Consider the following 14392-nt stretch of genomic DNA (forward strand, 5'->3'; position numbering starts at 1 on the left):
ACGCGTTTCGCGCACGACCGGGCATTCGCGGCGGCGCGTCACCCGCAGCCCCCGTTCGAGGCTCCACAACAGAGCCCCGAAAGCGCGGCGGTCGTTCGGGTCCAATGCCGTCAAGCGGTGGATGGTGCCGCCGTACTACAGTTGAGGCGTGACTTCTTACAGGACCGATCGCGCGCGCGCCGCCGCCTCGGCCGCGGATTCGGCCGTGTACGGCAGGCGGCGCTTCGGCTCCGGCTTCTTCCTCGGCCTGGTGCTCTTGGTGATCCTCGCCTTCGCGCTCGGCTTCGTGCTCGTCGGCGGCTTCAGTGAGACCCTCAAGGTCCGCCTCGGCGCGACCTCCCTCTCGCTCTTGGTCGCGACCCCCTTGACGTTCGTCCTCGGGTTCTTCGTCGGCATGTTCGGCAAGGTCCGCCGCCTGGGCATGGGCATCGTGGTGGGCGCCCTGGTCGGCACGATCGTGCTGGCGGGGCTGTTCCTGCTCATCAGTTAGTCCCGCGCCACTCGAGGCGAGGTAGTGCGTCCGGTCGCCCCCGGTTCCGAACTAAGCTGAGGCCGCCAGGTTTCACCGAGTCTTAGAGAGGGGCCGACTGTGCGGATCGCGCGGATCGCTCACCCCACCGGCATGTCGTTCGCGGTACTCGAAGGGGAAGGCCGCGGGGCCACCGCCGCCGAGATCGAGGGCCACCCGTTCGCGCAGATCAAGCTCACCAGCCAGCGCTGGTCGCTGGAGGACGTGCGACTGCTGGCGCCGATCCTGCCCTCGAAGGTCGTGTGCGTGGGCCGCAACTACGCCGACCACGCCGCCGAGCTGGGCAACGAGGTTCCCAAGGAGCCGTTGATCTTCCTCAAGCCGTCGACTTCGGTGATCGGCCCGGCCGAGCAGATCCGGCTTCCCGCCGTCTCCGACCAGGTCGAGCACGAGGCCGAGCTGGCGGTCGTGATCGGCCTGCACGGGGCGCGCGGCCTGGACCGCGAGGCCGCGAAGGCCTCGATCTTCGGGTACACGTGCGCCAACGACGTGACCGCCCGCGATCTCCAGCACCAAGACGTGCAGTTCACCCGGGCGAAGGGCTTCGACTCGTTCTGCCCGCTGGGGCCTTGGATCGAGACCGACGCCGACGTCTCGGACGCGGAGGTCCGCTGCGAGGTCAACGGTGAAGTGCGCCAGCTCGGTTCGACCAAGGACATGGTCTTCGACCCGGCGACGCTGGTCGCCTACGTCTCGCAGGTGATGACGCTGCTGCCCGGCGACGTGGTGCTGACCGGCACGCCCGCCGGGGTGGGGCCGCTCCAGGCGGGCGAGACCGTCTCCGTGTCCGTGGCCGGTGTCGGCACGCTCTCCAACAAGGTGGTTCCCAGTGAGTAACGTCCGTACCCGCTTCTGCCCGAGCCCGACCGGGACCCCGCATGTGGGCCTGGTGCGCACGTGCCTGTTCTCGTGGGGCTACGCCCGCGCCAAGGGCGGCGAGTTCGTGTTCCGCATCGAGGACACCGACGCCGCGCGCGACTCCGAGGAGTCGTACAACCAGCTGCTCGAAGCCCTGTCGTGGCTGGGGATGTCCTGGGACGAGGGGCCCGACATCGGCGGCCCGTACGCGCCTTACCGCCAGTCGCAGCGCCTCGACGTCTACGCCGACGTGATCAAGCGGCTCCTTGAGGGCGGCTTCGCCTATGAGGCGTTCTCGACCAACGAGGAGGTCGAGGCCCGCCACAAGGCCGCCGGGCGCGACCCGAAGCTCGGCTACGACAACTTCGACCGCGACCTGACCGAGGAGCAGAAGGCCGCGTTCCGCGCCGAGGGCCGTCTGCCGGTGTACCGGATGCGGATGCCAGGCGAGGACATCGTGTTCCAGGACGCGGTGCGCGGCGAGGTCCGCACGCCCGCCGGGACGGTCCCCGACTACGTGATCGCCCGCAATGACGGCTCGCCGCTGTACACGCTCACCAACCCGGTGGACGACGCCTTGATGAAGGTCAACATGGTGACCCGCGGCGAGGACCTCATGCCCTCGACGCCGCGCCAGATCGTGATGTGGCGGGCCCTGATCGAGCTTGGCCTGGCCGAGGCCGAACCGGAGTACGCGCACCTGCCGCTGATCGTGGACGAGCGCGGGAAGAAGATGTCCAAGCGCGATCCGCGTTCGAACCTGTTGCAGTACAAGGAGGCCGGGTACCTCCCTGAGGGCGTCCTCAACTATGTGGCGACGCTGGGCTGGTCGCTGTCGGGGGACCGGGACACGTTCACGGTCGCGGAGTTCCTGGCCGCGTTCGACCTGCACGACGTGAAGTCGAACCCGGCGAGGTTCGACGAGAAGAAGTTCGACGCGATCTGCGCCGAGCACTTCCGGATGGTCGACCCGGCCGAGTTGACGGCGCTGCTGGTGCCGCGCCTGACCGAGGCCGGGCTGCTCGGCGCCGAGGTCTCCGCTGAGGACGCGCACAAGCTGGAGGTCGCCGTCCCGCTGGTGCAGGAGCGCTGCTCGACGCTCGCGCAGGCCGTCGAGATGCTGCGGTTCCTGTTCTGCGGTACCGAGATCGCGATCGACCCCGACAGCGCGAAGAAGACCTTCAAGGACGACGCGGCGCAGGTGCTCGACGCCTCGATCGCGGCCGTCGAGGGCGTCGAGTGGACCACCCCGGCGATCGAGGAGGCCCTCAAGGCCGCGCTCGTGGAGGGCATGGGCCTCAAGCCCCGCAAGGCCTTCGGGCCGGTGCGGGTCGCGATCAGCGGCAAGACCGTCTCGCCGCCGCTGTACGAGTCGATGGAGCTCCTGGGGCGCGAGGTGAGCCTGGCGAGGCTCCGCGCCGCCCGAGCGATGCTCTAGCGCAACGGATGTGGCCCCGCCGCGAGGCGGGGCCTTTTTCGCGTCCTCTGATTCCGCGTAGCGCACTACTGTGCAATGCATGGTACTGTTCTATGCGTGGACCGATCGCAACTGCTCAAAGGGCTCCTGGACATCATCGTCCTGCGGGTCCTCGACACCGAGGACGGCTACGGCTACGAGATCCTCGGCCGCCTGCGCAAAGCGGGCTTCGACGACCTCGGTGACGCCTCGGTCTACGGCACGCTCCGGCGCCTCTACCGGGCCGGATACCTGTCGACCTACGTGCAGCCCAGCGAATCGGGGCCGCACCGCAAGTACTACTCGCTGACCGAGCCCGGCCGCAAGCACCTGCGTCAGATGCGCGACGCCTGGGAGGACGTCAGCACCAAGATGCGAGGCCTCTTCGACACGAAGGACGGATCATGACCGACGCCCCCACCGCCCGGACCACGGAGATCGCCGCGTACCTCGCCGCGGTCGAGCGCCACCTCGGCGGGCTGCCCGAGCACGTCCGCCAGGACCTCCTGACCGACCTCGACACGCACCTGGCCGAAGTTGCCGCCGACCTCGACGAGGACGCGAGCCTCGCCGACCTCCTCGGCAGCCCCGAGGCCTACGCCCGCGAACTGCGCGAGACCGTCGAAGTCCCCAGGGAAGGGGCCGGCACCCGTCTGCGCCGCTCCTTCCGCGAAGCGGCCGAACCGCTCACCCGCCGCCTCGGCGCCTGGGCCGACCGGTACGCGGTGAGCACCGGCCACACCGACGCCGCCGAACTGCGCGAACGCCTGCGCCCGGGCTGGTGGGTCCTGCGCGGCGTGCTCGCCGCGCTCTTGTTCCTCTACCTGTTCGCGGCCACGCAGTTCAACGCCATCGGATTCAATCCGCTCGGCTCCGTCTTCGGGACGGTCATCGCACTCGCGGTCGTCCTCACCGCCGTGTGGGCCTCGATCCGCATCGGCACCCGCTCGCAGTCGTGGAGCCCGCGCAAACGCTGGTGGACCGGCGCGATCGGCATCGCCTTGGTCGCCTACGTCGGCTACGGCATGACCGGTCCCTACTTCGGGTTCCTCGACCAGAATGACTACGTCGAGTCCGGATACCTCGACGACCATTACTACGACAACCCCTACTACATCGAGAACATCTACGTCTACGACGAGAACGGCGAACCGCTCACCGGCGTCTACCTCTACGACCAGGACGGCAACGCGCTGCGCTTCGGCGACCCCGACTCGTGCCCGCCCGGCCCGGCCCACGACCCGTTCGGCGAGGCGATCGACGAACGCGAGGCGTACGCCGGCTACGACGAATACGGCGAGACCGGCTATCAGTACCCGCTGTGCGTCTCGGAGCGCGCCGAAGCAGGCGAGACGCCCACCGAGGAATCGACCGAGGAACCCGTGGAAGACACCACTCCCACAGAGGAGTCCGCCGACCCGACCGAGGCCACGCCCACCCCGACCGGCGAACCCACGCCCTCGGAGACCGCCACGTCCTGACCGGGCAGATGCCTCCGGGACACCCGCCACACCACCAGCGCGCACACCAGGCCCAGACCGGCCAGGGCGAACAGCAGCGCCGCGGCGGGCGTCCCGGAGGCGTCGGCGATCGCCGACAGCGCCGTCGGCACCAGGAACCCGCTGTAGGCGACCGCGTAGAACACCCCGGTCAACCCCGCCAGGCCCGCCGCCCCTGCGATCCGCTGCACCTCCAGCAGTCCCGACACCATCCCGATCCCCATGCCCGCGCCCGCGATCGAAGCCGCCGCGATCCCCAGCGGCCACGACTGCACCTGCACCGCCACCGCCGACAACGCGATCCCCGCGACGACCCCGACCAACCCGATCAGCAGCCCGCGCGCGCTCTTCGGGGAATCGAACCGCCGGACCCACGGCTGCGCCAGCGACGACGACGCCAGCGCCACCCCGGTGAGGAGCGTGGCGTACGCCGTCCCCCAGCCCGGCGTCGTCTCGGCGACCAGCACCGGCAGGTACCCGTATCCGATCGCGGCCGCCACCAGCACCCACGGCGCGGCCACCACCACGACTCGCGTGAACCGCCGATGCCGCGCCGACGGCACCCCGAACCTGAGCGCCGCTCCGCCCGCGGTCTCGGGGACCTTGAGCACCAGCCACGCGAACGGGATCGTCAACGCCGCGTGGATCGCGAACGGCAACTGCTCGGGCCACGGCCCCCACTCGGCGATGAGCCCCGCCAGGACCGCGCCGGTGGCCGAGCCGAGCGCGAATGCGAGGGTGGCCCGCCGCGCTCCCGCCGTCGCGTCCGCTCCCGGGTCGAACGGCCCTTGCGAGAGTTCCTTCATCCAGCTCGCGCCCACGCAGGTCGCCGTCCCGACCGCGATCCCGGCGAAGAACCGGCCCAGGCAGATCATGAACGCCCCGGTCTCGCCGAACCCCAGCGCCACGCTCGCCGCGACCGCCGCCAGGACCCCGACGAACATGACCGGTCGCCGCCCGTACCGGTCGCTCAGCGCGCCGCCGAGCAGGAACGCGGGGACGAGTCCGAGCACGTACACGCCCAGGAAGGCGTTCACCGCCGTCGTCGAATAGTCATGGCGCTCTTGGTAGAACAGCAGCAGCGGACTGAACTGGTTCCCCGCCCACGTCGCGAAGAACATGACCGCGAAGACCGCCGCCCACGGCCGCCTCACAGCAGCCCCTGATGCCGGGCCAGGTGCCGGTCCAGCACCGCCTCGTACGCGGCCGCGTCCAGCTCGGCCAGATGCTCGGCGAGCCGGTGGTGATCCTCGAACGACTCGCCCAGCACGACTTCGCTCGACGTGAGCACCAGGTGCGCGAGGCGCCTTTGGCGGTCGCGGAGCAGGTCGAAGAAGTGGACGGCGATCGGGTTGCCGGACAAGGCGATCACGGCCGCGTGGAAATCGCAGTCGGCGTCCACGAACGCTTCGAGGTCCCCGGCGTCGATCGCGGCCTCCTGTCGCTCCAAGGGTTCGCGTAGCGCCTCGGCGATCGTCTCGGGGTCGACGCTCCTGGCCGCGACGCGGCGGGCGGCGGTGCGTTCGAGGGCGTCGCGCATCTCCAGCACGTCGGCGGCCTCGCTGACCGGGACGGGGTTGATCGTCGCGCCCTGGCGGGAGGAGAGCGTGATGAGCCGCTCGGCGGCGAGGCGCAGGAACGCCTCGTGGACGGGGGTGCGGCTGAGTTCGAGCTCTTCGCAGATGCGGACCTCGCTGAGCCGCGAGCCTCCGGGGAGTTCGCCGCGGATGATGCGGTCCTTGGTGTACGCGTACGCGCGTTCGGCGGCCTTCGCCTTGTCGGTCATGGACCCGGACGCTACCACTTGCATGCAACGATGCATACAACGAGTTCGCGCATTCTCGGTATGTGACATTGATCCCAATGGACCTAAGTGGGGGATGCTCGACCGCCCCGTCCAGTGTCAATGGCCCGTTCGGCCCACGCCCGAGCCCCGAGTCTCCGGCGCTGCGCGCAAGGCACGCGATACCGGCCCTATCGGTCAAGACGGGCAGTCGATAGTTCCGCTCGCAGACGGCAATGTGCCGTGTTGGGCTCATTACCGAGCGGTACGGACCGCGGCAGGGCGGTCCATATGGTTACCGCGATGTTTACCCGCATGATTCCCACCCGCGCGAAGCACCGCTCCGCCGATCGCCGCCCCGGCGGACTGCGGCACGTGGTCCGAGGCCGCGTGTTCGTGTCCGCCGTCGCCGTGCTCATCGCCGCCGGCACCGCGAGCAGCGCGAGCGCCGCGATCATCAGCACCGACGACCCCACCGCGGAAGAGCAGATCGCCACCGCGATCGTCGAAGACGCAGGCCAGACCGACCGCCGATGGAGCGACGTGGAGACGATGGACTCCCTCCTCCCCGAACGCACCGCGGTCGCACCCGAGACGGTCAAGCCCGAACCCGCCGAGGTCCCCGAAGAGGAAGAGCCGGTCGAGGAGACCACGCAGGAACCCGCGAACGACGACTCGTCCGACCAGGGCACCAGCGTCCAGGTCTCCGGCGAATGCTCCGACTACTCGGGCAACAAGGCCATCGGCTGCACCATGACCCTCGACCGCGGCTACGGCATGGACCAGTTCCAGTGCCTGCTCAACCTCTGGGAGCGGGAGTCGAACTGGAACGAGTCGGCGTACAACTCCGGCTCGGGCGCCTACGGCATCCCCCAGTCCCTCCCCGGCGACAAGATGGCCGCCAACGGCAGCGACTGGCAGACCAACCCGGCCACCCAGATCGACTGGGGCCTGGACTACATCGAAGGCCGCTACGGCGACCCCTGTGGCGCATGGTCGCACAGCGAGTCGGTCGGCTGGTACTAGAACCCCTATAGCCTCGACACCAAGCGGACCCGGAGTTCGCTGACCCACACGAACGGGCCCCGGTGCTTTCGCGCCGGGGCCCGATTCGCGTTGCGGGGGAGTAGTTCAGGCGATCTCCCGCGACGCCGCCCGCACCGACCGCAGCAGCAGGCGCGGGTCCCCGAGCATCCGCTTCAAACGCCGCTCCAGACCCGCGATCGGCGTGAGGTTCTGCGGCGCCCGCGCATCCTTGTGCGCGGCCGAACCCAGCGGCGGCAGCGCCGCCGCGGTCGCGTCCGCCAGCGCGATCGCCGCCTCCTCGCTCAAGTCGTCGGCCGCTTCGAGCCGGGCCACCCCGGCCCACCCGCGCGACGAGGTCCCCGGCAGCCGCAGATACCACGTGTACCGCGGCCAGCCCGACATCAGATGGAACACGGGAGTGCGCTGGCCGGGCCGCAGCCGCTCCACGACCGCGTTCAGCTCCCCTTGCAGGTACGAGCGGTGGTGGCTCTTGATGTACCCCACGGCGTGCGGCAGCCTGGTGCGCCCGCGCAGGGGGCCGTCGAGGACGGACAGCTCGGCGTCGAGCGACACCGCCGAGGCCACTTTCGCTTCGAGTTCGGCCATCGCGGTCTGGGCGGCGTTGATCAGCTCGCCCGGGTCGGCCGACTCGGCCTTGCGGTAGGGGTAGTGCCCGAAGTCCGCGCCCGGGTCGACGGCCGCGAAGAGCCCGCGCTCGACCGCGAAGTCGACGACCGCGGCTTCCGAGGACGGCCCGTCGAGGTCGCACACGACCGCCCCCGCGGCCCACGACACGCACAGCCCGGGCCACCGCTCGCCCTGGTGTTCGGGGGTGTCGTCGAGCAACTCGATCCGCGCGTCGATCCGCCGCACCCCGTCGACGACCACGATCCGCCGAGGCCCTGTCTCGGGTGCTTCGACCGGGCGCCACTCACTCGGATCGAGCTCCACATCCGCCCGGACCACGGCCCGGTCGGAACGGGAAGGCGACTCCGGATTATCGGCGAAGGACGGATCCCACGCATCAACGGTGACCTGCAAGACGCACCAGCTTTCAAGATCGTTGAGCCCCACAGTAGCCCGCCGAATCCCGCCACCCAGCCCAACGACCACCCGAGGCGGAACGGGGTGGAGTGGGTGGTGCGACGCGTGGTCGAGGAAAGGCCGAGGTGGGCCCGGGTTGACAACTGCCCGGACCGTTTGGTGGAAACCTAGAAAATCGGGGAGTGCGGCGGGGGGTTTGGGAGGAGTCCGTTGTGGGGGTCCTATAACAGCGGCACGTTTCTGGCAGGTGAGCGTTTGCGCATGGTTGCGAGACTGGCTCCATGAGCACCGCATCGAACACCGCCGACCGCAAGAGACCCGTCTCTTCCATCGTGGGCTGGGCGTTCGCCCCGGTCATCTGGTTCATGGTCTTCGTCTACATGATCTTCCTGGAGAACGGCGAGAGCGCCGCGCTCGTGGTCCTCGCCGTCGTCTGGGCGCTGCCGGCGCCTTGGCTGCTGTGGGTGTCGTGGCGGATGCCGCGCTCGCGCGCCCTCACGTACATCGCCGAAGCCGGCGCGCTCCTGTCAGGGCTCGTCGCTCTCTACGTCACCTTGCTGGAGTTCCTGTTCGGCAGGGACGGACCCGCGCCGCTCGCCCTCACGCTCATCTTCCTCGGTGCCGCAGCGGTGTTCATCGCCGCCGCCGTGCCGCTGCCAGGGCGGCGGATCGCATACGGTGCTGCGGCACTCGCATGCGCGGTCGGCGGGATCAGGCTGCGGCTGCTCTCCTCGGAGACCACGTACTACTCGGGCACCGAATTGGTGACGACGGACGAGCTGTTCGCCTGGGCGTTCCTCGGCCTGCCCGCGCTCGGAGCGCTGCTACAGCTCCTCTGGTGGCTGCGGCACAAGGCCCGCGCGGCCTGAACGACTTCGCGGAAGCCGCATCCCGCGGTCTCTCTCCCTCGACTCACAGCGATGGTCTGCTCGACGACGTAGCGGGTGACTCTGATCCCGAACCCCTGAGCCGTGCCGCGGCGGGCAATCTGGGTTCGGATGCTTTTGGCGTGCAGATTTTCCGGTACTTGTCGGGCCCGGGCCGGTTTGGGCCTGGGTTCGGGCGGCAGCGACGAAGGGGTGAGGGATTGGTGCGGGCTGTTTGTCGGAGCTAGGCCCGATCGGGGCGGGGCTCAGGCGGCGGCGATGAAGGGGTGAGTGGTTGGCGCGGGGCGTGGTCGGGGGGCCGGGTTGACCTGGGTTGGGGTTCAGGCGGCAGCGACGAAGAGGTGGGCGGCTGGCCTGGTTCGTGGTCGGGGGAAGGCCGAAGTGGGGCTGGGTTCAGGCGGCGGCGACAACGAGGTGAGGGGTTGGTGCGGGCCGCTTTTGAGGCCGGGCCTGATTGGTTCGGGGTTCGGGCTGGCGGCGACGGAGGCCGGTGGGGGAGGGCCCGGGGTGGGGTGCCGTGGCCTGGCCGGTGCCGGTGAGGGTTTGCCCGGCGGCGGCGGTCAGGGTGGCGGTGGCGGGGATGATGACCGTGCCGGTTGCCGTTGCCGTTGCCGTTGCGGTCGTGGTGGCGGTGGGCATGGTGGTGGTGTCGCCCGGGGTTTCCGGGTGGGAGGTCATGCCGGACATGCTGATGGCCTGTGTCGTGTGCATCGCTGCTCGCCTCCTTCCGGTTCCTCGTGGCCTGGCCTGGTGTGCCGGGCCTTGCTTGTGTGGCCTTGGGTCTTCGGCTGGCGAAGCCAGGACATGCCACTTCGGGCTGTGTGCCTTTCGGCTTCGTGCCCACACTTCCTCAGGCCTAGTGCCTCCCGGCCCTGGCCCATACGGCCTCGGCGCTCCGCTCCTTGGCGTTGCGCCCATGCCGCTTCGGCTCTTCACCTTCGCGGTGTCAAGCCATGGCGTGTCGGGCCTTCGGCCTTGCGGATTCGGGCCCATGTCTTCGGTGGCCCTCACCTTGCGGTGTGGGCCGGTGCACGGCGTGCGTGGGGTGTTGCGGTGTCCTTGTCCCTGTGGCAAGGCCGTAGCAACTATCCCCGTCGCTTTGTCGTGGTCGTCTCGAGTGGTCTGGCCCGGGAGTGGATACCCGGTGAGGGAGTGTCGTGCTCCCTTGCCAGTCCTGACCGCCTCGATACGGTGTGCCTCGTTCTACCGACACTGCCTCCTGGCCAAGGTGATCCGGGCCAGGTGATCTCTAGATCCTTCCTGATCCCATGTCTCACTCTGAGACAAGCTGCCGGAAGCGACCTAGACCCGATCGCACGAAGGATTGAGGAACGACCCACTCCCTAGATAGATCGGGAGCGCGAGATGGTCGGCTCGATCTTCGCCGAAGTGACGAGCGGGCCAGAGGCTTGGCTTAGTCTGCTTGCACCCAACACGCCACCCGTACGAAAACCATGTCCCTGTACGTACCTCAATGATCCCACCCACCAGCGGCACTGTCATCACCCACAGGGGTACACAACCCTCACATTCGACCCCGAACCCCAAGCGCCGCAAGCACATCCGGACCCGACCGCCACCACACGACCCCGCCCGGCCCGCCACCCCGTTGTCGCTGCCGCCTTTGACTTTTCCCCACCACACACCCGAACGCCACCAACCGGCCCCGAGCGGCCACCCACCCCGCCGTCGCTGCCGCCCTTTAAGACCTACACCCGCGATCAGCTGAAGGTTTTCTCCACGTGTGAGCCCTTGGCGTCCTTCGTGACTCGGAACCTCACCGGCACCCGCTCCGCCAGCTCGGCCACGTGCGTCACCAGGCCTACCGTGCGGCCCTCCGAGAGCGTCAGGGCCTCCAGCGTCGTCGCCACCGCGTCCAGTGTCTCCGGGTCCAGCGTGCCGAAGCCTTCGTCCAGGATGATCGATTCCAAGCTCGCCCCATGCCGTGACAAGCTCGCCAATTGGTCGCTCAGCGCCAGCGCCAGTGACAGTGAAGCCGCGAACGTCTCTCCACCCGACAAGCTCCTTGCGGGCCTTGGCATGTCCGCGTCGTGGTGGTCCACCACCCAGAAGTCCTGCTCTCGATACACCAGGTCGTACTGCCCGGCGGTGATCTGGTTGAGCATCACCGTCGCGCCCGCCACCAACTCGTCCAGCGCCTCGCTCAACAGCCATTCCATGAACTTGCGTGCATCTAGGTGCCGTGCCAGTTCCTTCGCCACCAGCGCTTCCCCCGCGAAGCGGCGCATCTCCGACTCCAGGTCGATGCGGCGCCTCCGCGCCTCCGCCAGGTTCGCCGAGTCCGCCCTCGCCGCTTCCACTGCCGTCGCGTGACGTGCGACGTAATCGCCGCCCGTGCCCTTTCTCGGCACCTCCACGTTGAACTCCGCCAGCGCGAACCTGAGCTCCCCCCGCAGCGTCTCCGCCCGTCCATCAAGCCCCGCCAGCTCCGTCCGGGCCGCCTCGCGTTCCTCGGCCGCTCGCTTCAGTGACGCCTCGGCCCACTCGACCAGCTGAGCCCAGCTTCCCGCCAGATCGTCGCCCGCCGCGGGCGGGCCGAGCACTGCCACCTGGTCCCGTGCGTGCTGGAATTCCTTCCAGGCCCGCTGTTGGCGCTCGTCGACCGTGGTCTTGCGCTTTTCGGCCTCGCGCAGCGCCCGCCTCGCGGCCCTCAGTGCGTTGCCCGTGCCCGCGAGCTGCTGGCGCGATTCCTCCGAGTTCGCCCGCTGTTGTTGCAGCACTGCCGCTTCGGGGACGTTCTCCAGTTTCTTCTTCAAGCGCCGTTCGGCCAGTTGCAGCTCGGTCAGGCGCTCCTCGTAGTTCTCCAACTTGGTCTGGAGCGAGACCACGGCGGCCTGTGCGTCCCTGAACTCGACCGTCGCGGTACGCGAGGCCTCCTCGGCCTGCTGCATCGACTCGGACAGGTCGTGCTCGGGCACCGCTTCCACAGCCCGGTCGCAGACGGGGCATTCGTCGCCGACTTCCAAACCGGCCCTGAGGGTTCCGGCGAGTTCGGCCATGCGGATCTTGTGGAGGACCGCGTGCTGGATCTCGACTTCCTCTGACGCGGCCTCTTCGAGTTCCTTGGCCTCGGCGAACTGCTCGCGGAGTTCCTCGGTCAACTCCTGCCCGGTCTTGAGCTTCGACTCGGTCTCGGCGAGTTCGGCCCAGGCCTTGAGGTCGCGTTCGAGTTTGGCCAGGTCGAGACCGTCGAGTTCGGATCGGAGCCGTTCGTCTTCGGTCTCGGTGGCCTCGACTTCGGCGGCCTTCTCCTTGACCGCGGCCGCGGCGCCCGCGACCTGCGCGGCGATGTCGGCGACCCCGGAGGGCTGCTTGATGTAGGTCAGTGAGGCGAGGTTCGCCTCCGCGTCGGTGAGCCTGCGCCGCGCGGTCTCGACCGCCGCCGCCAGGCCGTCGAGCGCGTTCGCCTTGTCCCGCACCGGTTCGGCGAGTTTCTCCAGGCGTTCGACGCGTTCGGCGGCGTCGCGGAGCTGCTCCTCGGAGATCGGACTGATCCCGGCGAGCTGCGTCTCGTAGGCCTGCCGCTTGGCGTCGGCGTCCACGAACCTGGTGCGGGCCCGTTGTTGAATACCTCGGTAGACGCTGTGGCCGAGCAGGTTCTCCAGGATGTTGCGCCGGTCGGCCGAGGAGGCGCGCAGGAACTCCGCGAACTCTCCCTGGGGGAGCAGCACGCACTTGGTGAACTGCTCGAACGGGAGCCCGATGATCCGCTCGGCCGCGGCGTTGACCTCGCTGGGGCTGCCGCCGAGGGCCTTGCCGAGGCCTTCGACGAGTTCGGTGTCCTCGGCCGGGTTCACGCCTTCTGGCAGCTGTTCCATCGCGGCCGTGGTGGTCTTGACCTTGCCGTTGCGGTCGCGCCGCAGGATCCTGGTCGCCACGTAGTGCCGCCCCGCCGCGCCGAACACGAGCCGGACCCGGCCTTCGACCGCCGACGGGGCGAGGGAGTTCTGCGTGGCCGACTTCGGCCACCTCGGGGTGCGCCCGTACAGCGCGAAGCAGATCGCATCGAGCACTGTGGACTTTCCGGCGCCGGTGGGGCCGGTGAGCGCGAAGAACTCCGCGTCGGTGAAGTCGAAGGTCTCGCTGCCGGTGTAGGAGCCGAAGCCCTGGAGGTCGAGTCGAACCGGTCGCATCAGGCCTCCTCGGCGACGGTCTGGGTGTCTTCGTAGAGCCGCGCGAAGAGCTCGGTCACGGCCGGGTCGTCGTGGCCGTGCTCGGTGAGGTACGTGGTGAACAGCTCGCCGGGGCTGCGCCCGGAGCGCCGCTCGCGCGGTTTGTCGTCGCCAGAGCGCAGGACCGGGTCGATGTGGATCTGGACGGCGCCCGGAAACAGGTCGGCGACCTCGCCTCGAAGTCCGGCTCTGGCCGGTTCGGTCACGAAGACCCGCAGCCAGGCCCGCTCGTCCACTTCGGTCTTTGCGAGCTGCTCCAAGGTGCCGCGCACGGTCTTGAGCGGCACGGCCGCGGTGAGCGGCACCGTCCGCACCTTGGCGGGGACACCGGCGCTGACCTCGACGATCGCCACGCTCGGGGTGTGGTCCTCTTCGCCGAAGTCCACCGCGAGCGGCCCGCCGGAGTAGCGGATCGGGCAGGGCCCGACGATCGCCTGCGCCTTGTGCAGGTGCCCCAGGGCCACATACGAAGTGGTGGGCGGGAAGATCGCGGCCGGGACCGCGTAGTCGGCCACGGTGTGGACCTCCCGTTCGCCGCCGCCGACCTTGCCGCCCACGACGGTCAGGTGCCCGGTGAACAGGTTGACGGTGTCGGCGCCGAAGTCCTGGGTCAGCGCGGCGACGAGGCGCCTGAGGTGGTCGGCGTAGTTCGCCTCGGCCCCGGCCGCGCCGAGTTCGAACAGTTCGGCGGCGCGCACCGCGTGGCGCTGCGCGATGAACGGCAGGGCCGCCACGCGCCACTTCTCGCCGTCCTTCGTGGTGCCGGTGATGATGTGGTCCTTGGCCTTCCCGAGGCTGCCTCGCAGGTGGATCCCGGCGGCGTGGGCCCAGCCGCGGAGGGCTTCGAGGGCCTTGCCGTTGTCGTGGTTCCCGGCGATGACCACGACCTCGGCGCCCGAGTCGCGCAGCGCCGAGAGCGCGGCGGTGAGGAGCTTCTGCGCGTCACTGGAAGGCGAGGCGGTGTCGAACAGGTCCCCGGCCACGATCACCAGGTCGACCGCTTCGGCCTTCGCCGTGTCCACGATCTGCTTGAACACCGCGCGCTGCTCGTCCAGGCGCGAGCGGCCCTTCATGGTGACGCCGACGTGCCAGTCGGAGGTGTGGAGAATCCGCAAAG

12 protein-coding genes are annotated in these 14392 nt (G+C 69.4%); 6 read left to right on the plus strand and 6 right to left on the minus strand.

Annotated features, from left to right (window positions below; translation table 11 throughout):
- Positions 1-148 precede the first annotated feature (148 nt).
- The 4 genes from AB0B28_RS10880 (at position 149) to AB0B28_RS10895 (ending at position 3251) form a co-directional block, all read left to right on the plus strand.
- Positions 149-490, plus strand: a complete 342-nt coding sequence (locus tag AB0B28_RS10880; protein WP_360119542.1) for a hypothetical protein — start codon at positions 149-151, stop codon at positions 488-490.
- 99 nt (positions 491-589) lie between these two features.
- Complete coding sequence (locus AB0B28_RS10885; protein WP_360119544.1) at positions 590-1366, plus strand: fumarylacetoacetate hydrolase family protein; 777 nt, start codon at positions 590-592, stop codon at positions 1364-1366.
- Positions 1359-2825, plus strand: coding sequence for a glutamate--tRNA ligase (gltX, locus tag AB0B28_RS10890; RefSeq protein ID WP_360119545.1), 1467 nt, complete (start codon positions 1359-1361; stop codon positions 2823-2825). Before AB0B28_RS10885 ends, gltX begins: the two co-directional genes overlap by 8 nt.
- 96 nt (positions 2826-2921) lie before the next feature.
- Positions 2922-3251 carry a PadR family transcriptional regulator gene (locus AB0B28_RS10895; protein WP_360119547.1) on the plus strand — a complete coding sequence of 110 codons (330 nt, stop codon included), beginning with the start codon at positions 2922-2924 and terminating at the stop codon, positions 3249-3251.
- A 901-nt stretch (positions 3252-4152) separates the two neighbouring features.
- On the opposite strand, the gene AB0B28_RS10900 is transcribed toward AB0B28_RS10895, so the two are convergent.
- On the minus strand, positions 4153-5496 hold the full coding sequence (locus AB0B28_RS10900; protein WP_360119549.1) for an MFS transporter: 1344 nt from the start codon (positions 5494-5496) through the stop codon (positions 4153-4155).
- Positions 5493-6128 carry a GntR family transcriptional regulator gene (locus AB0B28_RS10905; RefSeq protein WP_360119551.1) on the minus strand — a complete coding sequence of 212 codons (636 nt, stop codon included), beginning with the start codon at positions 6126-6128 and terminating at the stop codon, positions 5493-5495. Before AB0B28_RS10905 ends, AB0B28_RS10900 begins: the two co-directional genes overlap by 4 nt.
- 312 nt (positions 6129-6440) lie before the next feature.
- On the opposite strand from AB0B28_RS10905, the gene AB0B28_RS10910 reads away from it, so the two are divergent.
- Complete coding sequence (locus AB0B28_RS10910) at positions 6441-7151, plus strand: lytic transglycosylase domain-containing protein (RefSeq protein WP_360119553.1); 711 nt, start codon at positions 6441-6443, stop codon at positions 7149-7151.
- A gap of 105 nt (positions 7152-7256) precedes the next feature.
- On the opposite strand, the gene AB0B28_RS10915 is transcribed toward AB0B28_RS10910, so the two are convergent.
- Positions 7257-8192 carry a hypothetical protein gene (locus AB0B28_RS10915; protein WP_360119555.1) on the minus strand — a complete coding sequence of 312 codons (936 nt, stop codon included), beginning with the start codon at positions 8190-8192 and terminating at the stop codon, positions 7257-7259.
- 284 nt (positions 8193-8476) lie between these two features.
- On the opposite strand from AB0B28_RS10915, the gene AB0B28_RS10920 reads away from it, so the two are divergent.
- Entirely contained in the window at positions 8477-9064 is a 588-nt protein-coding gene (locus tag AB0B28_RS10920; RefSeq protein ID WP_360119557.1) for a hypothetical protein, read from the plus strand.
- Positions 9065-9475: 411 nt separating this feature from the next.
- On the opposite strand, the gene AB0B28_RS10925 is transcribed toward AB0B28_RS10920, so the two are convergent.
- The 3 genes from AB0B28_RS10925 to AB0B28_RS10935 form a co-directional block, all read right to left on the minus strand.
- Complete coding sequence (locus AB0B28_RS10925; RefSeq protein WP_360119559.1) at positions 9476-9793, minus strand: hypothetical protein; 318 nt, start codon at positions 9791-9793, stop codon at positions 9476-9478.
- Between the two features lie 1010 nt (positions 9794-10803).
- Positions 10804-13236 (minus strand): SMC family ATPase, encoded by a 2433-nt coding sequence (locus tag AB0B28_RS10930; RefSeq protein WP_360119561.1) that lies wholly within the window; start codon positions 13234-13236, stop codon positions 10804-10806.
- Positions 13236-14390, minus strand: coding sequence for an exonuclease SbcCD subunit D (locus AB0B28_RS10935; protein ID WP_360119563.1), 1155 nt, complete (start codon positions 14388-14390; stop codon positions 13236-13238). Before AB0B28_RS10935 ends, AB0B28_RS10930 begins: the two co-directional genes overlap by 1 nt.
- Between the last annotated feature and the right edge of the window lie 2 nt (positions 14391-14392).

It is taken from the genome of Glycomyces sp. NPDC046736 (genome assembly GCF_040645615.1).
Lineage (GTDB): Bacteria > Actinomycetota > Actinomycetes > Mycobacteriales > Micromonosporaceae > Glycomyces.